General features: G+C 33.9%; 12 protein-coding genes. All 12 read left to right on the top strand.

Annotation, left to right across the window (positions count from 1 at the left end; all coding sequences use genetic code 11):
- Nucleotides 1-133 precede the first annotated feature (133 nt).
- The 12 genes from FGM02_RS03990 to FGM02_RS03935 all read left to right on the top strand — a co-directional run bounded on the left by FGM02_RS03990 (nucleotide 134) and on the right by FGM02_RS03935 (nucleotide 20,217).
- Nucleotides 134-478, top strand: coding sequence for a hypothetical protein (locus FGM02_RS03990; protein ID WP_139957020.1), 345 nt, complete (start codon nucleotides 134-136; stop codon nucleotides 476-478).
- Between the two features lie 168 nt (nucleotides 479-646).
- The gene (locus tag FGM02_RS03985) at nucleotides 647-2,245 is read left to right on the top strand and encodes a putative Ig domain-containing protein (RefSeq protein ID WP_139957019.1); all 1,599 of its coding nucleotides are present in this window, start codon (nucleotides 647-649) and stop codon (nucleotides 2,243-2,245) included.
- 12 nt (nucleotides 2,246-2,257) lie between these two features.
- Complete coding sequence (locus FGM02_RS03980; RefSeq protein ID WP_139957018.1) at nucleotides 2,258-3,679, top strand: sulfatase; 1,422 nt, start codon at nucleotides 2,258-2,260, stop codon at nucleotides 3,677-3,679.
- Between the two features lie 155 nt (nucleotides 3,680-3,834).
- Entirely contained in the window at nucleotides 3,835-5,292 is a 1,458-nt protein-coding gene (locus tag FGM02_RS03975; RefSeq protein ID WP_139957017.1) for an arylsulfatase, read from the top strand.
- Between the two features lie 15 nt (nucleotides 5,293-5,307).
- Complete coding sequence (locus FGM02_RS03970; RefSeq protein WP_139957016.1) at nucleotides 5,308-8,349, top strand: glycoside hydrolase family 2 TIM barrel-domain containing protein; 3,042 nt, start codon at nucleotides 5,308-5,310, stop codon at nucleotides 8,347-8,349.
- Between the two features lie 12 nt (nucleotides 8,350-8,361).
- Nucleotides 8,362-9,708, top strand: a complete 1,347-nt coding sequence (locus FGM02_RS03965; protein ID WP_139957015.1) for a glycoside hydrolase family protein — start codon at nucleotides 8,362-8,364, stop codon at nucleotides 9,706-9,708.
- A 142-nt stretch (nucleotides 9,709-9,850) separates the two neighbouring features.
- Nucleotides 9,851-12,190 carry a glycoside hydrolase family 42 gene (locus tag FGM02_RS03960; RefSeq protein WP_139957014.1) on the top strand — a complete coding sequence of 780 codons (2,340 nt, stop codon included), beginning with the start codon at nucleotides 9,851-9,853 and terminating at the stop codon, nucleotides 12,188-12,190.
- Between the two features lie 193 nt (nucleotides 12,191-12,383).
- Nucleotides 12,384-13,931 (top strand): sulfatase-like hydrolase/transferase, encoded by a 1,548-nt coding sequence (locus tag FGM02_RS03955; protein WP_139957013.1) that lies wholly within the window; start codon nucleotides 12,384-12,386, stop codon nucleotides 13,929-13,931.
- Between the two features lies 1 nt (nucleotide 13,932).
- The gene (locus FGM02_RS03950) at nucleotides 13,933-15,060 is read left to right on the top strand and encodes a glycoside hydrolase family protein (protein WP_139957012.1); all 1,128 of its coding nucleotides are present in this window, start codon (nucleotides 13,933-13,935) and stop codon (nucleotides 15,058-15,060) included.
- Between the two features lie 211 nt (nucleotides 15,061-15,271).
- Complete coding sequence (locus tag FGM02_RS03945) at nucleotides 15,272-15,700, top strand: hypothetical protein (protein WP_139957011.1); 429 nt, start codon at nucleotides 15,272-15,274, stop codon at nucleotides 15,698-15,700.
- Nucleotides 15,701-15,714: 14 nt separating this feature from the next.
- Nucleotides 15,715-16,113 (top strand): hypothetical protein, encoded by a 399-nt coding sequence (locus FGM02_RS03940; RefSeq protein WP_139957010.1) that lies wholly within the window; start codon nucleotides 15,715-15,717, stop codon nucleotides 16,111-16,113.
- A 300-nt stretch (nucleotides 16,114-16,413) separates the two neighbouring features.
- Complete coding sequence (locus tag FGM02_RS03935; protein ID WP_139957009.1) at nucleotides 16,414-20,217, top strand: hybrid sensor histidine kinase/response regulator transcription factor; 3,804 nt, start codon at nucleotides 16,414-16,416, stop codon at nucleotides 20,215-20,217.
- Nucleotides 20,218-20,270 lie beyond the last annotated feature (53 nt).

Raw genomic sequence — 20,270 nt, 5'->3', positions numbered from 1 at the left:
CAATGTGTTTTTTCCATTCTTTCAAAAGTAATTTGATACTAGTTTAACCGAAACTATAGGTTTTGGTATTCTTGTAATTTCATTTTTTTTAGAATTTAGAAATATATTTGGACTATCAATAAATGATAAAAAAATGAAAAAAATTACCATTGTGTTTTTAGCAGTATTCTTAGGAACCGTAGCAGCGTTTGCTACAACTCCTAAAAAAATGAGCCCTAATGAAAAGTTGAGAACCGAAATTGAAAAAATTTTGGAACATGCTACTTTTCCAACTGAAGAAGAAATAGCAACAGCAAGAGTTGAATTTGTAGTAAACGACCAAGGAGAAATTGTGGTGCTTCGAGTAGAATCTAGTAACAATGCATTAAAAGATTTTATTAAGAAAGAACTGAATTATAAGTTGGTGGTTGCATTTGCTAAAGAAAACTTGAGTTTTAAAAAGTACGCTATTCCTGTAAAAGTGATTAAAAAGAATTAAAAATTTCACAGAGTTAGTTTGTAAACCCCAAGTAAAAGCTTGGGGTTTTTCGTTTTTTTACGCATACACACAGCTAGTTTGACTTAGGTGCACATAAATTATACGTACAGGAACACTATAAGAGCGTTCTTTGCTTTTCTTCGTAGTTGAGAAAAAATAGACCAACATATGAAAAGAAATATTTCAGCACTAGCAAGTTTCGTTTTGCTAATTTTTGTGCTTAGCTGCGGACCTAAAATAGAGACAAAAACTTATAGTCCAAAAGTAGAGAAAGGAAAATATATTTTAACTCCTAAAGCAAAAGCAGCTCCCCAAATTAATGGACCTGCAGTTTTTGGCGTTACGCCGAATGCCCCTTTTTTGTATACAATTCCGGCTACGGGAAACCGACCGATGAAATTTTCTGTGGAACAACTTCCAAAAGGTTTATCTATAAATGAAGCTACAGGGGTTATTTCGGGACAAATAATGGATCGTAAATTGGGCGACCATAAGGTGGTTTTAGTCGCTGAAAATGCAAAAGGAATTTCTAAAAAAGAATTTAATATAATCGTTGGAAATACGATCTGCTTAACGCCTCCTTTGGGATGGAATAGTTGGAATTGCTGGGGGGCATTAGTTACTCAAAAAAATGTCATTGCATCGGCAGAGGCTATGGTAGAAAAAGGCCTGATAAATTACGGTTGGACCTATGTAAATATTGACGATGCTTGGCAATCGCATCGTGGTGGAAAACACCACGCCATACTTTCAGATGCTGTTAAATTTCCAAACATGGAAGAAATGTGTACGCAAATACATGACATGGGATTAAAAGTCGGAATTTATTCTTCACCATGGGTAACAACCTATGCAGGTTATATTGGTGGATCTAGCGACAATGAAAAAGGTTTATGGGATCAATCTATGAACGACAAAGGAAACAAGAAACAAAAAGGGAAAAGAAGGTTTACTAGAGTTGCTAAGTTTACATTTGATACCAATGACGCCAATCAATGGGCAGAATGGGGCATTGATTATTTAAAATATGATTGGAACCCGAATGAGCCAGCTAGTACCCTTAGAATGGCAAAAGCCTTGAGAGCTAGTGGAAGAGATATTATTTATTCTTTGTCGAATACCGCTCCTTTAGAAAATGCAGCACTTTTTGGAAAAGAAGTGAATTGTTTTAGAACCTATGGCGATTTAAAAGATAGGTGGGACGGCAAAGGAATTCATAAAAGTATTAGAGATGAATGGGTGGAGCATAGAGAATGGATGGAAAAAGGATTTCCAGGAGCGCCAGGGCATTTTCCAGATCCAGATATGTTGGTAGTAGGTGATGTCAATACCAAAGGTGGTTTGCATCCTTCTCGTTTAACTGCCGATGAACAGTATTCTCACGTGGCGCTTTGGTCCTTATGGGCTGCACCAATGTTAATTGGTTGTCCTATAGAAACAATGGACGATTTTACCTTGAGTTTGTTAACCAATGCTGAGGTTTTGGATATCAATCAAGATGTAAAAGCAATTCCTGGGAAAACAATTTTTCATGATGAAACCATGGAAATTGTAGTCAAAGAATTGGCAGATGGTAGCAAGGCGGTGGGGCTTTTTAATTTGAAAAGTGAAGTCAGTGAAATTCGTTTGGATTGGGATAAAATTGGTGTGTCTGGTGTGAAAACACTTAGAGATGTTTGGAGACAAAAAGATATTGGGAATTATGAAAATTCTTTTACGGCTCAAGTGCCTTCTCACGGAGTTGTTTTGATAAAAATTAAAGCATAAATAAAGAAACATATGAATACAAAAATAACAGTAAGACTAATTTTCTCAATTGCATTGGGTTTTTTGTCGTCTGTAGTGCATAGTCAAAATTCAACGTCAAAGCCAAATGTATTGTTGATCATGGTTGATGATATGAACGACTGGGTTGGTGCATTTGGTGGACATCCACAGGCAATTACACCGAATATGGATCAACTTGCGGCGAGAAGTATTGTTTTTAAAAACGCTTCTTGTTCAGCGGCTTTGTGCAATCCTTCACGTACAAGTATGCTAACGGGGTACCAGCCCTTTACAACTGGGGTGTATGGAAATATAGAGGTTTTTAGAAAAATGAAAGGTTTTGAAAATACCATCACCTTACCACAATATTTTGCGAAAAATGGCTATAAAACTGCTGCTAGTGGAAAAATATTTCATAATCCGAGAGGTACGGCAAAAGAACCTAAAGAAGGAAGTGATCCAGGCTCTTTTCAACAAGAAAACAAAGTGGGGTTGGGCGTTCCTTACCCAAAGGAAAGATTTGTTCATGGTCTAAACTTTAAACGTGCAGGTGTAAAAGGAAGTAAAACCAGATCTTTTGATTGGGGACCGGTAGAAACAACGGATGAAGAAACGAATGATTGGAAATCGGCCGACTATGCCGCAAAATTTTTACAAGAAAAACACGAGAAACCTTTCTTTTTAGCCTGTGGTATTTTCAGACCGCATTTGCCCTTATATGCTCCAAAAAAATATTTCGACTTATTTGATGAAGAAAATATAGAGTTGCCTACGGTGTTAAAAAATGATTTGCAAGATGTAGGTAAAATTGGTGCCAAATGGACAGGCAAAGGATTGCATGCTGAAATTTTAAGAAATAACAAATGGAAATCTGCAGTTAGAGGTTATTTGGCTAGTTTGGCATTTGCAGATGCTTGTGTGGGACATCTTTTAGATAATTTAGAAAAAAGTAAGTACAAAGAAAATACGATTATCGTTTTAATGGGCGATCATGGTTGGCATTTGGGTGAAAAAGAACATTGGTCAAAACAAACGCTATGGGAAGAATCGGCAAAGACACCATTAATCATATTTGACCCAAGTAAAGGAGAAAAAGGAGTGAGTTTAAGAACAGTTTCTTTAATTGATATTTATCCAACATTAATTGATTTATGTGGTTTGCCTAAGAAAAATGATTTGGATGGAAATAGTTTTGAAAACTTAATAGCTAATCCAAAAGGAAAATGGTCACATTCTGCATTAACAACCAAAGGGGAAGGTAACTATACCCTACGAGATGAAAATTATAGATATATCCTATATGCTGATGGTTTTGAAGAATTGTACGATCATAAAGTAGATCCAATGGAATGGAAGAATATTGCGTCAAATTCAAAGAACAAGTCCATATTGGAAAGGTTTAGAAAAGAATTAAAAAGCTTGGTGAAAAAATAAAAAGGATTCAATTGATGAAGCGCATATGGAACCAAAAGGGAGAATTTATTTTTTGCTTAGACAATATCGTTAGTTGATAAATTCACAAATAAGGAATTACAAAGAATAAAAATTAAGGTTCTTCAAATTTCAATTTATAACTCAAATAAAAGACAATGTCTCATTTTAAATTTATAGGATTACTAGTACTGACTTTATGTTCATGTGTTGGAAGTAGTCAAAAAAAGAAAAAACCATCAAAACCGAATATCATTTATATTTTGGCAGATGATTTAGGGATTGGAGATTTAAGTACTTACGGACAAAAGAAATTCCAAACACCAAATATTGATGCAATGGCTGCACAGGGAATGAAGTTTACACAACATTATAGTGGAGCAGCAGTTTGTGCTCCCTCAAGATCTACTTTAATGACAGGGCAACATACCGGTCACACCTCAATTAGAGGAAACAAAGAATTGAAAGGTCAAGACGGACAAACACCAATGCCAGCTAGTTCATTTACAATTGCTGAAATGTTGAAAAAAGAAGGCTATACAACCGGAGCATTTGGTAAATGGGGCTTAGGATATGTAGGGTCTGAAGGCGATGCTTTAAATCAAGGTTTTGATACTTTTTATGGGTACAATTGTCAACGTAGAGCGCATAGGTACTATCCAGATTATATTTGGAGCAATCATGAAAAGGTAGTTTTAGAAGGAAATGACTGGACAAATACAGTTACATATGCACCAGATAAAATACACGAAGCAACACTTGCCTTTATTGAAGATAATAAAGACAAGCCATTTTTTGCTTATGTACCCATCGTTTTGCCGCATGCTGAATTAATATCACCCAAAGATTCTTTATTGCAAAAGTATATAGGGAAATTTGATGAGGTTCCCTTTACAAATCCTTATGCTTCAGATTATGGACCTGATATTATAAGAAACAAGTACTGTACACAAGCAACTCCTTATGCAGCCTTTGCTTCTATGGTAGATAGGATGGATATTTATGTAGGGCAAATTATAGCGAAAGTTGAAGAGTTAGGCATTGCAGACAATACGATTATAATGTTTACAAGTGATAACGGACCGCACAATGCAGGAGGGGCAAATCCAGAATATTTTAACAGTGCAGCTGGTTTTAAAGGCATCAAAAGAGATTTATATGAAGGTGGAATTAGAGCACCTTTTATTGTAAAATGGCCAGGAAAAATTAAGGAAGGAAGTGTCAATAAGCATGTTTCTGCCTTTTGGGATGTCATGCCAACTTTGGCTGAAATTATTGGAGTAGATACTCCTGCGCAAAGTGACGGACTTTCTTTTTTACCTTCTTTGTTAAATGAGAAAAATCAAAAAACACACGACTATTTGTATTGGGAATACAGTATAAAAGGCGGACGTAAGGCAGTAAGAATGGGGAAATGGAAAGGTGTTTTGTACAATGCAACGAACAATTCTGAAGTAGAACTGTATAATTTAGAGCTGGATGAAACAGAGTCTACGAATATTGCAGCAGCTCATCCAGAAATTGTTGAAAAAATTAAGCAGTTGATGAAAGACGCTCATAGAGACTCTAAATTATTTCCTTTTAAAGCAGGGAAAAATAAAAACAAAGTACATTAAATAACAATAGACAAGATGACAAATATTAAACTAGTACTCTTCCTTTTTTCTTTTTCAACCTTTGCACAGCACATCAATTTTGATGAGAGTTGGAAATTTATCCAACAAGATATTTCTGGTGCGGAACAAGTGAGTTTTCAAGATGCTGCATGGAAATCATTAAACCTACCGCACGATTGGAGTATTGAAGGTGCCTATGATGAAAGCAATCCGATGGGGGATAAAGCGGGCTATTTACCAGCAGGGTTTGGTTGGTATCGTAAAACAATAAGCGTTCCTGCTGAATGGAAAAATAAACAAGTAGAAATAGCTTTTGAAGGTGTTTTTATGAACAGTACGGTTTGGGCCAATGGGCAGAAATTAGGAAACAGACCCTATGGTTGGATTTCCTTTGCCTATGATATAAGTGAAATTGTAGACGCTTCTGAAAGCATAACTTTTGCCGTTCGTGTTGACAATGACAAACAACCCGCAGCAAGGTGGTATACTGGAAGTGGTATTTATTCGCATACTTGGATAGATGTAAAAAATAAAATCAATATAAAACGTGATGGAATTTTTGTAAGAACCGAAGGAAATACGATTTCTATTTCGACAGAGCTTTCAAATACTTCAGGAAAAAAGAAAACAACAACTTTAAAACATACCATTATTGATGCCAATGGAAATAAAGTGGCTAGCCTTTCTGACAAAGTAAAATTAGGAAATGAAGCGGAGGCTACAGTTGAAAATAAGTTAGGTATAAACGCTGCAAATTTATGGTCGGTTGAAAGTCCTTACCTATATACTTTGGTTTCTCAATTGGAAGTCAAAGGAAAAATTCAGGATGTGGTCAAAACCAAATTCGGAGTACGAGATGTCAAGTGGGTTCCAGAATCTGGAATTTGGATCAATGGAAAAAATGTAAAACTACAAGGCGTCTGTAATCATCAAGATGCAGGAGCTTTGGGAGCTGCAGTTCCAGACAAGATTATCAGATTTAGAGTACAGCAATTAAAAGATATGGGTGTCAATGCAATCCGAACGTCTCACAATCCGCAAACACCAATTTTTTATGACATTTGTGATGAATTAGGAATGTTGGTGATGGATGAAATATTTGACGGATGGATGGAAAAAGCTCCAGAAGATTATGGCGCTCGTTTTTTTAAGGAATGGTGGAAAAAAGATTTAACAGATTGGATCAAGAGAGATAGAAATCATCCTTCTATAATTATTTACAGTTTAGGAAATGAAACCAAAGGAGAAATTGGTGCGGAATTGGTAAAAACATCGCATTTATTAGATCCTACGCGTCCGGTAACTTCTGGGCATTCTGGTTCAGAATATATGGATGTATTGGGGGTAAATGGTCATAGTGAGAAAAAGGGCTATTTTGATCATATTGAAGAAGAGCAAGAAGGAAAAGTATTTATAGGAACAGAAAATACACATACTTGGCAAGTAAGAGGTTTTTACAGAACAAAAACTTGGTTTAGAGATGGCTATCCAAGTAAAAAGCAAAAACCGTATGCTTTACCAGATTTAACAGAAAAAGAAGTATTTACACACGATTGGATTGATGATTTAAATAGAACCAATCACAAACAAATATTCAATTCTAGTTACGACAATGCCATGGTTCGTGTTTCCTCACGATTAAATATTGCACAACTAAGAGATATTCCACAATATGCGGGCTCATTCCGTTGGACGGGTTACGATTATATTGGAGAAGCCGGCTATGTACATGGAGGTTGGCCGTTTAAAGCTTTTATGGGAGGAGCTATTGATTTGGCTAATTTTGAAAAGGACTTGTTTTACTTGTACCAAAGTCAATGGACAAGCAAACCGATGGTACATATTTTACCACACTGGACACATCCGAAAGTGGCTTTGGGAACAGAAATACCTGTTTGGGTGTATTCCAATGCCGATGAGGTGGAATTATTTTTTGATGGGAAATCTTTAGGAAAACAAAAGCCTGGAAAAGAATGGTTAAAAATGCAATGCCAATGGATGGTAAAATGGAAACCAGGAACAATTAAAGCAGTTGCTTATAAAAATGGAAAAGTAGTTGCTGAAGAAAATATTGCAACCGCAGGTGTTCCTTCTAAAATAAAACTAACAGTTGATGGTGAAAAATTAGCTTCAAAAGCGAATGATTTGGTTCAGGTTCGTGTTAGTGCAACCGATGAAAAAGGAGAATTTTATCCTTATGGAGAGAACAGAACTTATTTTCATGTAATAGGTTCAGGAAAAATAAAAGCACTAGATAATGGAAGTCCCGTAGATGTTGAACAACATGTTGGTCCGAATCATAGAAAAGCTTTTTATGGCCTGACAAGAGCGTATATTGAAGCAACAGATGCTGAAGGTTCTATCAATTTATTGGCTAGTTGTATTTTGGGAGAAAAGAAACAATTGACTTCAAATAAAGTAAGTATTGATACAAAAATATTGAATTTAAGAGGTGCAAAAGCAAGGCCAAATGTTCAAGTTTTTTATACAATTGATGGAAGTAAGCCTTCAAAAAAATCAACAGTATATACAGGTAGTTTTGAAGTAACTTTAGGAACAACAGTAAAAGCTTTAGTCGTATTAAACGGAAAATCCATTTTACATTTAGAAGAGCGTTTTGCTAAAAATGAAGGATTTACTTGGAATGAAAATTCAGGAAAACAAATTATTGCAGGTGAACAGGCGGAAGATGCGACTATTGTAAAAGGAAATTTTGTAAAAAAAGCAAGTGGGGTTAGAGGAAAAGGCTATGTGAAATTAAATAAAGAAGTGGGTGCTTTTGTAGAATGGTACCAAGAAAATGATGGAGGTGCAGGTGAAGCGGATTTGTTTATTAGATACAGTGGTAAAATAAATGATGCACCTGGAACCTATGTAAAAGTGATTGTAAATGGAAAGGTGGTAAACGGTAAATTATTCCTTAGAAATACTCGAAATACGGGAAACTTTTGGAATAAAGTAAAACTTCCTATTCGCTTAGAACGAGGTGCCAATACGGTAAAAATTGAAACCGTTGAAGCTATGGGAATTTGTATTGATGAAATATTGATTAACTAAAAATTTAAATACATGGTGCAGACTAAGAAGAGAATATTTACTGAAATTATTTTTGTGATGCTGATGCTGTTGAGTTTAGGCGCATGTTCTACAACTAAGGATGGAGATGTGCATGATACTAAGCCCGATATTGAAACGGAAGTACCAAAAGAAAAAGAGGAGGTAGAGAAAGAGGTCATAAGTGTTTTAGAGATTAAAGAGTCAGATTTTTATACTTCACCTACAAGTTTTCAAAATGAGAAAAATTTTAGAACAGATTTCAATGCAGACCTTACTTTTGATACAGATGATAGCGGAAATCTTCAAGCGGCCATTGATGCAATTTCTTTAAGTGGAGGTGGAAAATTGACCATTCCTCAAGGAAATTATACCTTTTCAGGTATAAATATGAAGTCGAATGTACACCTTGAAATTGATGAAAATGCTGTTATAAGACCGCCTTTAAAGGGAAGTGACCAGAGAAATTATTATCTATTTTCTTTTGGTAGAGAAACAGCAGCTGTAAAGAATGTGAGTATTACGAGTAGCGCTAATAAATTTAAAATAGACCTAACGCAGGTAGATAATATAAATGTTACGGTTTTTAGTCTAAAAAATGTAGATGGATTTTTACTTTCTGGTTTTGTTGTGGATGATGTGCTCACAGATTTTTCTTCAATAGCATTCGGCATCACTGAATATAATGGCACCTATTATTGGCCTAGAAATGGAGTGGTAAAAAATGCAACAACAAACAATGCCGATTACGGCTATGGATTAATTCAGGCGCAAGCAGCAACAAACGTATTTTTTAAAGATTTATCGGGTACAGGTGGAGTTACATTGCGTTTTGAAACAGGAGAAAAAAACATGAATAATCTACAAAAAGGAGGTGTTCGAGATATGTATGCTGAAAATATTTCGTGTACGAACGGAAATGCAGCGCTTATGATTTCTCCTCATGCCATGCATAATGGAAAAGTTTATGCAAACGGAATAACTTCAGTTTCTTGTGGATTTGGAATTAGAATTGGTGGAGGATATGTAGCAAAAAAATACGATCAAGATATTGGTTTGACTAGTGGAGATTACGAAGAGGTGACTTTGCTAAATATAAAGGCAACTTATGGTCAAAATAAAGCGCAATTAAAATCGAAACACTATAAATACATGCCTTGCAACCTAAGAGACTTGGTAGAAACAACACCGATAAATACTTTGGAAGAAGATGCGAAAAGTTTTTGGGGGCCATCAATTGCAGGAGTAATAGATACCTCAAACTTTCCGGTAAATTTAATTCGAGAAGATGTAAATGCAATTGGTTTTCAGGATGGTTTTGAAGTGGTAGATGATTCTGAAATAATAGAAAATTGCAATTAATTGTTTCTTTTTTTTCTAAACTTTAGCCTAGAAACGCGAGTCTTTTTTTGATTAATTTTCTTACGCTGAAAGACTTTGTACATATGTAGACATACAGATTGGGAAATAAAGTTGCTTTACTTTGCCTAAAACATATTTTAAAATGAAAAAATACAAGAATATAGTATTACTAGTATTCATACTACTAATTCAAAATGTTTCTGTCAATGCACAAGAATTAAGCAAAACAGCCAAGAAAAAAATTACTCAGTTAGAAAAATTAATGTCGAAAGCTGAAAAAAAAGGCTTTGATGTAACCCGAGAAGAAACGATAGTATGGTTTTCAAAGGAATTTTTAAAAATTGCTAAATGGGATGAAAAAAATGTCACTTTTATTCAAAACTCATTTGAAAAATTTAAGCCCCTAAAAGGAGATAAAGCAGAAATGGCAAAGAATCTGCCAAATTTTGAAAGGCAAAAAGTAATTGAAATTTTAGATACAGGAATCAATAATTTGAATTTGGTTATGGACGGAACGATAATTAGACGACCAGTAGCAAAAGTAGATTGGGAAAATATAATAGTTGAAAAAGACCAATTTACAAGCAACGGAAAACCTGTTTTTCTATATGATTATTTTTCAAAATCTATGGGAAACCCCACTTCAGATTCCGGTATATACAATGATCACTTAGGGAATATTGATCATATAAGTGGTCTTACGCCTAAATTGTTAAATGAAGATCGCACATTTGTTCAGAAGATATTGAATAAAATCACCAATCATCCTGATACAAAAGTAGGTTATGCCTTGCTTTGGAGTACAGGCATTCCAAAATGGATTGAAAAACAAGATCCAGAGGTTACCAAAGGTAAATGTACTTTTATTGGTTATGATATTGATAATCCCTTAATAAGAGAAGTTTGGAGTGATATATTACAGAAAGCAGGAGAAATTACAAAAGGAAAAAAAGCAGTACAAATGGGCTATATATTAGCCAATGAACCTCATTGGTTTTCTGAGCAAGGAAATTGGGCATTTAAGCGAGGAGAAATGAATGAGCTTTCATCATATACTTTAGCTAAGTTTAACAATTGGTTAAGTGAAAAATATAAAAATAAGATTACTGACCTTAATATAAATTGGACTACAAATTTTAAATCTTTTAACGATATAACCTTTGTTTTTCCGTTAAAAAAAGAAACAAAAGGAACACCATTTAGGTACGATTGGGATCGATTTAATATGGATAGAGCCGTTGAGTGGTTTGCTTTTTTACAAACAGAATTGCATAAAACGAATTCAAGAGGTGATACGCATATTAAATTACAGCCACATTTTTTTTCTGAGGATGATCGCTCACACGGTATCGATATTGAGTCACTAACGGAATTAACGACTATGATAGGTGATGATGCCAAAACACGAGAAAGAGATCTCCGTTTTGATAAATTTGAACATTGGGAAACGTATTACTCGTATCACTGGCAAGAGCTTTGTGTATCGTATGATTTTATGGAATCAGTAGCGCCAGATAAAATTCATGTGAATTCAGAAACTCACTTCTTGTCGAGTGTTGCATGGCGAAAATTGGATACTTCACCAGAATATATTAGAAATAATTTCTGGTTGGCAACTTTACATGGTATGGATGCAGGTTTGTCATGGTTTTGGGCTAGAGATCCAGACGGTTCTCCAGAAGCTAGGTTTGAAAAGAGTGTTTATTCAAAAGATGTAGCACTAGATAAATCTTTCGCAGCTTCTGTAAATATGCAGCCTCAAGTAGCCAATGAACTTGCGCAGGTTATGATGGATTTAAATAGTTTTTCAGAAGAAATAATGGCTTTGCGTCGTCAGCGAAAACCGGTTCGCTTATTTCATTCTGAAACATCGGCAATTAATAAAAAACATCATATGACTGAACAGTATGATCTTTATGAATCGTTGTTCTTTGAAGGATTTCCTGTGGGATATGCTACTGAAAAAATTATTAAAAAACAAGATTCTAGAAATTGGGATGTTGTTCTTGTTTACAAAACAGAATATGTGACCGATGCAGAATTTGAAACATTGCAAAATTATTTGAATAACGGAGGAACAGTTGTCGTTGATAATAAAGCTAGTCTTTCAATGAATGAATATGGGCAAAAACGTACTAAAATCCTAAAAAGTAATAAAGGAAATTTACACATGTTAAACACGTCTAGTTTTCAAGATTTAAAACAGTTGTCTTTAACTTTAATTGAAACAAAATTACCAGAAGTTGTTTTGTCAGAGTCTAATGGTCTAAAAAATAAAGCTTGTAATTGGAGAGTTGTTCCAAATAGTAAAGGAGGGTATATAATGACAATTATTAATCTAGGGAAAAACAAAGCAAAATTGAATGTTTCTATGAAAAATGGTGCTCGTGTAAAATGTACAAATATGTTGACAAAACAGTCCATGAGAGCGTCATTTGAGCTAGATGTTCATGGAGTTTTGTTGTTAGAAATAGAATTATAGATTGTATTTTTACAAAAGATAAATAGCTTGAAATTAGCAGCTAAACTTATAAAATCTTCAAGTATCTATTTGGAGGTTTTTTTATTTTTTGTACACAGCTACACATTAAAAAAACAGTAACGGACGAAATATATATTCTGAAAGACACACGGAACTTTTGTTTGTTCTTTATTTGAAGCATAAATAATTATACATGAAAAATAGTTTAATCATAGTGGCAATTGCCTTGTTTTCATTTAAGAATACACAAGCGCAGCAAACAGCAAAGACTAATGTAATTTGGATTATTACAGATGAACACAACTTTAGAACTTTAGGCTGTTATAGAGAACAATTAAGTCCTGAACAAGCTTTTGTTTGGGGGCCAAAAGCTTTTGTAGAAACACCCAATATTGATTCATTGGCCGAATACGGAACTATATTTAACAGAATGTATTGCAGTGCGGCTGTTTGTACATCCTCTAGAGCGTCTATGTTTACAGGAATGTATCCTATGACCTTAGGAATTCCTAACAATTCTAATAAAAAAGGAGATGGAAAATACCTAAAACCAGAAGTTACCACCATTGCCGATGTTTTGTCGGATGCGGGCTATATGACAGGTTATGCAGGGAAATGGCATTTGGCAGAAAGTAGAGGTGTCTCAGGAAATAAAGACAAAGAAGAGTGGTGGTCGCCCTATCCAATTGGTGTGCCAACAGATACCTATGGTTTTCAAGACAAACGATTTATGTTTAATGGAGGTCATGATAAATACAAAGGAATTGATGAAAAAGGGAATCCTTATAGAGCTTCAAAAAATCCAAAATTAATTGGAAAGGATAAATACGGTCAGCCTTTATTTGCCGACAATCGATCGAAAAATGTAAAACATACCACAGATTGGTTGGGAGATAGAACTGTTGAATTTATTGCAGAGAATAAAAACAAACCATTTTTCTATGTGGTAAGTATCCCAGATCCACATACGCCTAATGAGGTTAGAGCACCTTATGATATTTTATTAAAAGGCGTAGAGCTTGAACTTCCTTCGACATATCACCATGCACAAAGTCATAAAAAAAGCTTGCAAAAATGGCAACAGCCAGATGGAAAATCGGACGATGTTGAAAAAATGAAAGAAGATGTTCGTCAGTATTTAGGCATGGTGAAATTAATTGACGACAATGTGGGAAGGATTATTCAAAAATTAAAAGATGAACATATTCTAGAAAATACCATTATTATGTTTTCTTCAGATCATGGCGATTTGTTAGGAGAGCACGCCCGTTCTAATAAAGGAACTATTCATGAAGCGTCTGCCAAAATTCCAATGGTAATGGCACATGGAAGAAATCATAAAAACCCATTAATTCCCCGTAAAAAAGTAGTAAACCTTGCGGCAAACAATACCGATTGGATGCCCACATTTTTAAGTATGTTGGAGGTAAAATGTCCTAAAGTAGCAGGAAGAGATATTACTCCTTTGTTGCAAGAGGAACTTCCTGCCAATTGGAATGATGTGACTTTTACAAGATTGGGGCATTATGCGGCAATTACTGAAAGATATAAATTACATGTTTTACCAAAACAAAAAACCTGGTTGTTTGATATTAAAGAAGATCCGAATGAGATTGTGAATTATATAGACGATCCAAAATACAAAGCGGTTGTAAAAAAATTAGCCAAAGAAATTTATAAGTATATGGACTTGTCTGGTGATCAAAATTCAAAAGTTAAAGAAGAATTAGAAAAATTGTAATATGAAAATAGCTACTAAGAAAAAAGTGTTTTTTGCTTCCCTATTTGTGGCCTTTTCTATGTTGGGACAGCAAAAAAAATCGCTGGTAGATTTCTTTTTGCCTATGGAGCCACAAAAGCCTTTAGTTTCTCAAGGAATTTGGGGAGATGCAAATGTATTGCCAAGAGATATCGCAAACGGATTGGAAGATTCTAAAAATGAAAATTGGTGTTATTGGGATGGTGGAATTGTAAAGGACACAAAAGGCAAGTATCATATGTATGCCAGTAAATGGGATCAAAAATACTCGCATAGTGAAGGCTGGCATCTTGGGTCAAAAGCAATGCATGCCGTAAGCAATCATATTATGGGACCCTATATCGACAAAGGATTTGTGTATCCTCAGTGGAAAGAGAGCATGGGCCATAATGTTATGGGGCTAAAGATGCACGATGGAAGGTATGCAGTGGTGACTAGTGAAATTACAGAAGGAGAGATTTTTGTGTCAGATTCTCCTAACGGACCTTTTAAATTATTAGGAAAAATAGAAGTAGATCCTAATGGATTTCAAATAGGATTGGCAAAATATCAAAACAAAAAACAAGCATCTTATGGACATATGTCTAATGTTCGAATCTTATTAAGACCTGATGGGAGATACATGCTAGTAGGACGAAGTACGGCTGTGATGATTAGTGAAAAAGGAATTTTAGGGCCGTACAAAATTATGACAGATAGAGTTTATAAAAACTATCCGGAATTGCCTCAAACTAAAAACGAGGATCCAACAGTTTGGTGTAGTGGAGGTATGTATCATATAGTGTACAACCATTGGCCTAGCAAAACGTCACATCATTTTTCTTCAAAAGATGGTATTCATAATTGGACATATAGAGGTGTCGCTTTTAAAAAAGAAGAGACAAAAATATTTACATATACAGATGGGACAATTAACGACTGGCAATTTATTGAAAGACCGGGGGCTGTTGTTGAAAATGGACATGTAACTCATTTTATGTTTTCGGTAATAGATGTTGGAAAAGGAAAAGATAGAGGAAATGATAAGCATGCCAGTAAAATAGTTATTGTGCCTTTTGATGGTGTTGCTTTTGATAAATACATGGAGGAACTTGTTAAAAATGAAAAATAAGTTCAACTAATATTTCGAAAACAAATCGCTAAATCTTCGCTTCTTTTGGTATAAAATTGCATTTTTACAAAACTCATGACTAATGATATTTTTGAAAAAAATGAAGCTATTAAAATTAGTATTCCCTGTGTTATTGTTTTTTATGCATGGTTATTCCTTTGGATAAGTCAAACATGAATGGTTAGATATTAAATTAAGTGTTAGGCATTCAATGAGAATTCCCAATAATTTTGTGGAGATTTCAATAAAAAGAAATAGGCTAAATAAAAAAGTGGTAAACGTTGAAATTAAATCAGTACCACTTTATGATTCAGACCAATGGAAATACACGAAGTTAGATACTGTATTTACTGCATCGTTAGTTGATTATTCTAAAATAGTTGCGTCAGTGAAATTTATAAAGCAGGAAGATTTATATAATAATTTGTCACTACTTGGAATTGATGGATATAATACAACCCTTTCGTTTGGTGATAGTTCTAATTCGATAACCTATAGTATATTTGGTCCTACATATGATACAGTGGAAAGAAAACTTGTTCCCTTTTTGAAAACCTGTGAGTTGATTCTTGCTTATGCGGGTTTAAATATAGAAGACATCTTTGAAAAGCATGTTGATAAAAAAAAATATTCCAATTAGAGCTTTGAAAAAAAATGAAAAATTCTCAAAGAATACTTGTTGTTTTATTAATACCCTTGTCAGTTCTAGTTTCTCTTTATTATGCGAATTTTAGAGTCATTTTTTCTTTGGAAATTGTATTCACCGTCCTGTTATTTTTGTTAAAACCACAAATAGATGCAGTAAATTTTTCTATTTGTGTTATTACGTATATGATAGCTCATGCCGTGGGATTTGAGTTTTTTGATGCAGTATTAGATAAAGGAAATAATGCCGCTAACCTCTTGTTTTTAATGGTTGGAGCACCTTTTTCATTTTTATTAATTTTATGGAAGTTTTATTTGGATCGAAAACATTTAGTAGCGGAAATAATGTCTGTATCATTGCCGGTCTTAATTTGTTTGCTGTTATCAGTGTTTTTTATGATTGCATAATTTGCTAAATATTGAAGTAAATAGGTGCGTCTATATAATTAATTATTATGAATATGTCTCCCTGAGCGGAGTCGAATGGTGGCTCAAGAAAAAGTTAGGTGTTAAAAAGAAATACTTAATTTTTTCGCTTTTTTCAGTAATGTTAGTCAATTTTATAGAAGAACAAGTTGTGATCTGTATTCATCACATAATTTGTATATTACAATCCCAAAATAATAGGATAAATATTGGAAGCAGTTGAGAACTAAAACTAAAACAAAGAATATAAAAAAGGGCGTGAATTTATTTAATTTCACGCTCTTGCTTTTGTTTATTCCTACGTGTTTTTTTGCACAATTCGACTATACCTCTCTTTTTGAAACAACCGATTTACCCACCACTACGGTTTCCAGAGTACGACAAGATCAAAAAGGATTTATTTGGTTTACTTCCGAAGACGGGCTTTTCCGATTTGATGGGTATCGTTATATACAACATGCTTTTATCAATAACAATCCTGATTTTCCTTTGCGAGGGATAAAAAAAATTGAGTTTGATCATTTTGGAAGAATTTGGTTGATTACCAAAGATAATTTGCTGTATTGCTATCTGGTAGAATCAAAAAATTTGCAGTATATAAAATTTAAAAACGACAAAGAAGCCTCAAATGTTAATAGTATGACGATTTGTGAAAATAAATTGTTTGTAGGTCGTGGAGATGCCCCTTATTATTTTCATTTAAAAAAATTAGATTTTCAACATATTGTTCCTATTCCACTGTCAGATGTGAATGGCGGAACAAGATTAGGGCATAGCAAAGATCATATGGCGTGGTTTGTAACGAGCACATATATGGTGATTTTTGATGCTAAAAAAGAAAAAAAAATAATAGAAGTTGATATGCCTGTTCGGGCTTCAAGTATTACCGTTGATGATAATTACAATACTTGGATAGGAAACGGTTCAAAAAGTTTGCAACGTTTTGATTTTAAAACGAAAAAGTGGGAGTTGTACTATAAATTGCCAGCCGGAATTCGTTGGTTAGAATTCGATAAAAAAAGAAACCGTTTGTGGATTACTTCTGGCCATAATATGTATTATTTCGATTTTAATGAGTCTGAAAAAATACTTCATAAATTGCATATGAATAGAGGGTTTGTTATGAATTACGAATCTTTTATAGATCAACAAGATAATTTATGGCTTGTAACTAGCAAAGATTTGATTAAAATAAATTTCCGTGGAAATCAATTTTACGATTCCAATTTTCATGAAACATTCACCCAAAAAAATAGAAAAGTTATTTCTCAAGATTATTCAGGAGCTATGCTTATTGGTACAGTTGAAGATGGTTTGCTAAGAGAAAATTTTGAGACAGGCGAACGTGAAGTCTTTTTGCCTAAGAAGGAAATAAGATTTATCAATAAAATTTCTGATTCCTTATTTTATATAGGTGCCAAACAAGGTTTGTTTCAATTGGATTTTACTGCTTCAAAAGAAAACACAATCACACAAATTCAACCAATAGGTGAAAAAAAACACCAAGTGAATGCTGTGGTTAGAACCAAAGAAAATATTTATTGGATTGGTACTTATGGCGGTTTGTTTCGTGTAGATTTTTCTGAAAAGGAGCCACGATTTGATAATGTTATAGGTTGGAGTACTGTTGATTTTATTTGTTACGACGCCGAAAATAATGTGATTTTAACCAATGCCATTCATAAAGGAATGTTTCAAATTCTTTTGGATGAAAATCATGAATCAATTGGGGTTAAAAACATCAATAGGTCTAAAAACTTGGGAAGTAACACCGTTCAAATGATGTATAAGTCTGGTGAGTTTGTTTGGGCAGCAACGGCTTCTGGAATTAGTAAATTAAGTTATAATAAAGAAAAAAAGGAATACATCGTTCAAAAAAATTACACCACACATCAAGGACTTTCAAATAATTATGTAACTAGTATTGTAGCTGAAAATGAAGATGTTTTGTGGTTTGGTACACATAACGGTGTCAATAGATTTGATCAAAATTCTGAGAATTTTTCTACCTACTACAAAGGATTTGGCTTCTTGTCGAATAGAATTACGGGTAGGTCGGCTTATTATTCTAAAGAAGGTGAATTGTATTTTGGACTAAACAACGGTCTGGTTTCCTTCAATCCTAAAACCTTCAACCCAAGTACCTACAAATACAAGGTTTTTATTGAAGATATTGAGGTGAACGGAGTTAGTGGAAAAACAAATAAGGATCTTAGGCATTTAAATCATTATCAAAACAATTTAACCTTCCAAATTTCTGTGCCCAATTATATTTCTCCTAGCGCAGTAAAATACAGATACAAACTTGAAAATTCTGAAAAAGGTTGGATAGTAAATTTTGTCAATTCACCCACCTTTACTTTAAATAATTTAGCGGTCGGGAATTACCAACTGCTGCTGCAATGTACCAATGAAGATGGTAAATGGAATTCTGAAATTCAACGCTTGGTGTTTTTTATCAATCCTCCGTTTTGGCTAACTTGGTGGTTTGTTTTTCTAAGTGGAACTTTGGTGGCTGCTTCTTTGTTTTTAAGTATCCGATTTACAATTATTCGACAAACACGTAAAAAAGCAATGAATTTGCAGTTGAATTTGGAGAAAAAATTAAGAGAAACAGACCAAGAGAAAATTAAATTCTTTACCAATATTTCGCACGATTTGAAAACGCCATTGACCATGGTAAAAGAACCCTTGGAAAAAATATTACGGAATACACTTCCTACTGAAGAGAAACAGTTTTTATTAGAAACGGCTTCTAACAACGCCAATAGACTGGTGAAATTGGTCAATCAAGTATTGAATTTCAGTACCATTCATACAGGAGAGTTGACTTTAAACATTCAAAAAATAGAATTTGTTCGTTTTATTCGCACATTGGTTCATAACTTTAAATTTCAAGCCGATCAAAAAAATATTGATTTGATTTTTGATGTAGACAGTGAAAATTTGCCTTTGTATATAGATAAAGAAAAAATTGAAAGAGTCTTTTTTAATATTATATCCAACTCCTTTAAAAATACACCCAACGGAGGTAAAATCATCGTGAAAATTATTCATGAAAAGGAAAACCAATCCGTGAAACTAATTATTGAAGATACGGGAAAAGGCATTCGAAGAGACAAACTTAAAAAGATATTTTCAAGATTCTTTCAGTCCGACTCAGAAGTACAAGGACAAGGAATTGGTTTGTCTATTGTTAAAGAATATATAGAAGCCCATGAAGGGTCTGTTGTGATAGAAAGTGAACAAAATAAAGGAACGAAGGTTTTGATATCATTGCCAAGTGAGGAAGAAAAAGTAGAGGGTACATTTGATAAAATTGAAGAGAAAAAAGAGTTTCAACACAGTATTTTAATAGCAGAAGACGATGATGAATTACGGAAATATTTGACCTATGAATTGGCAAGTAAGTACAAATTATTCGTAGCCAATAATGGAAAAAGAGCTTTGGAAATAGTGTTAAATAAAATGCCTGATATTGTGTTGACCGATTTAATGATGCCTGAACTAAATGGTTTGGAATTGTGTAAAAAAATTAAAGAAGATATTCGAACTTCTCATATTCCGACAATCATTATTACCGCTTCGGGTAAAAATGAAATTGAAGTATTGGATAGCGGTGTCAATGATTATATTACCAAGCCGTTTAAAACGGAGAGTTTGTTGTTGAAAATAAAAAATCAATTGGCAACCATCAATCAAACAAAAGAATGGTTTCAAAGAGAGATAAATTTAACCCCACAAACCACAGATATTGAATCTTCAGGAACCTTGTTTTTGAAAAATTTAATGCATGTGATTGAGGAGAATTTTATTGAAAATAAATTAGACATTTCTATACTTACTGCTAAAATGAACATGTCTAAAAGTTCCTTGTATAAAAAAACAACCCAGTTAACAGGAATGACCGTTAATGAATTAATTACTTCTGTAAAGCTGACAAAGGCGGCAGAGTTACTTTCAAAAAGCAGCTATTCATTTAACGAAATAACCTTTATGTTGGGGTACAATGATGTAAAATATTTCAGAGAATTGTTTAAAAAGAAATATTCGGTTACGCCTACAGAATATCGAAAAAGCCTTTAAAATAAGGGCTTTGCACGATATACCCCTTATTATAAGTCGATTTTCCCCTATAG

The organism is Flavicella sediminum (assembly GCF_006381105.1).
GTDB lineage: Bacteria > Bacteroidota > Bacteroidia > Flavobacteriales > Flavobacteriaceae > Flavicella > Flavicella sediminum.
The sequence above is the reverse complement of the archived record's forward strand: the minus strand, read 5'-3'. Positions and strand labels throughout refer to the sequence as shown.

What these genes read in the sequence shown, in the direction of transcription:
- FGM02_RS03990 (WP_139957020.1), top strand. Translation starts at nt 134, where the DNA reads ATGAAAAAAATTACCATTGTGTTTTTAGCAGTATTCTTAGGAACCGTA.
- FGM02_RS03985 (WP_139957019.1), top strand. Translation starts at nt 647, where the DNA reads ATGAAAAGAAATATTTCAGCACTAGCAAGTTTCGTTTTGCTAATTTTT.
- FGM02_RS03980 (WP_139957018.1), top strand. Translation starts at nt 2,258, where the DNA reads ATGAATACAAAAATAACAGTAAGACTAATTTTCTCAATTGCATTGGGT.
- FGM02_RS03975 (WP_139957017.1), top strand. Translation starts at nt 3,835, where the DNA reads ATGTCTCATTTTAAATTTATAGGATTACTAGTACTGACTTTATGTTCA.
- FGM02_RS03970 (WP_139957016.1), top strand. Translation starts at nt 5,308, where the DNA reads ATGACAAATATTAAACTAGTACTCTTCCTTTTTTCTTTTTCAACCTTT.
- FGM02_RS03965 (WP_139957015.1), top strand. Translation starts at nt 8,362, where the DNA reads ATGGTGCAGACTAAGAAGAGAATATTTACTGAAATTATTTTTGTGATG.
- FGM02_RS03960 (WP_139957014.1), top strand. Translation starts at nt 9,851, where the DNA reads ATGAAAAAATACAAGAATATAGTATTACTAGTATTCATACTACTAATT.
- FGM02_RS03955 (WP_139957013.1), top strand. Translation starts at nt 12,384, where the DNA reads ATGAAAAATAGTTTAATCATAGTGGCAATTGCCTTGTTTTCATTTAAG.
- FGM02_RS03950 (WP_139957012.1), top strand. Translation starts at nt 13,933, where the DNA reads ATGAAAATAGCTACTAAGAAAAAAGTGTTTTTTGCTTCCCTATTTGTG.
- FGM02_RS03945 (WP_139957011.1), top strand. Translation starts at nt 15,272, where the DNA reads ATGAGAATTCCCAATAATTTTGTGGAGATTTCAATAAAAAGAAATAGG.
- FGM02_RS03940 (WP_139957010.1), top strand. Translation starts at nt 15,715, where the DNA reads ATGAAAAATTCTCAAAGAATACTTGTTGTTTTATTAATACCCTTGTCA.